Source organism: Arthrobacter sp. Y3223164, from assembly GCF_059091005.1.
In genome coordinates this window covers 1-529 of sequence record NZ_JBNHGF010000812.1, presented here as the reverse complement: position 1 = coordinate 529, position 529 = coordinate 1, and the positions used below count along the sequence as shown (strand labels likewise).

Annotated in this window: 1 protein-coding gene; it reads left to right on the top strand. The window is 71.8% G+C overall.

Going from position 1 to position 529, the window contains the following annotated elements; translation table 11 throughout:
* Positions 1–446, top strand: a 446-nt coding sequence (locus AC5RUJ_RS18155) for a methyltransferase domain-containing protein (RefSeq protein WP_494156507.1), incomplete at its 5' end; no start/stop codon positions are given.
* Between the last annotated feature and the right edge of the window lie 83 nt (positions 447–529).

Genomic DNA, 529 nt, shown 5'->3' with positions numbered 1-529 from the left:
GCCTGGACCTGCGGATCACGGCGATCGATCCCGATCCGCGCGCCCATGCCTTCGCCGTGTCCCGGCCGCGGTCGCCCGGCCTCGAGTTCCGGCAGGCCTTCAGTTCCGAGCTGGTGGCCGAAGGACGCAGCTTCGACGCCGTCGTGTCCAACCACTTGCTGCACCACCTGACCGCCCCCGACCTGGCAGGCCTGCTGGCGGACTCGCAGCGGTTGTCGCGCGCCCTCGCAGTCCACAGCGACATCATCCGCAGCCGCACGGCGTATGTGCTGTTCGCCGCCGGGACGCTGCCGTTTTTCCACCGCTCCTTCATCCGCCGGGACGGGCTGACCTCCATCCGCCGCAGCTACACCCCGGAGGAATTGCGCGCCGCCCTCCCGCCGGAGTGGCGGGTGCTGCCCGATTCGCGTTTCCGCCAACTGGTGATCCATGAGCCCGATGCCTGAGGCGGCGCTCCCCCGGGGCCGGCCTGTTGAATCGCCCGGCGGCCGCCTGCTCGATGTCGCCGTGGTCGGCGGCGGCCCGGTGG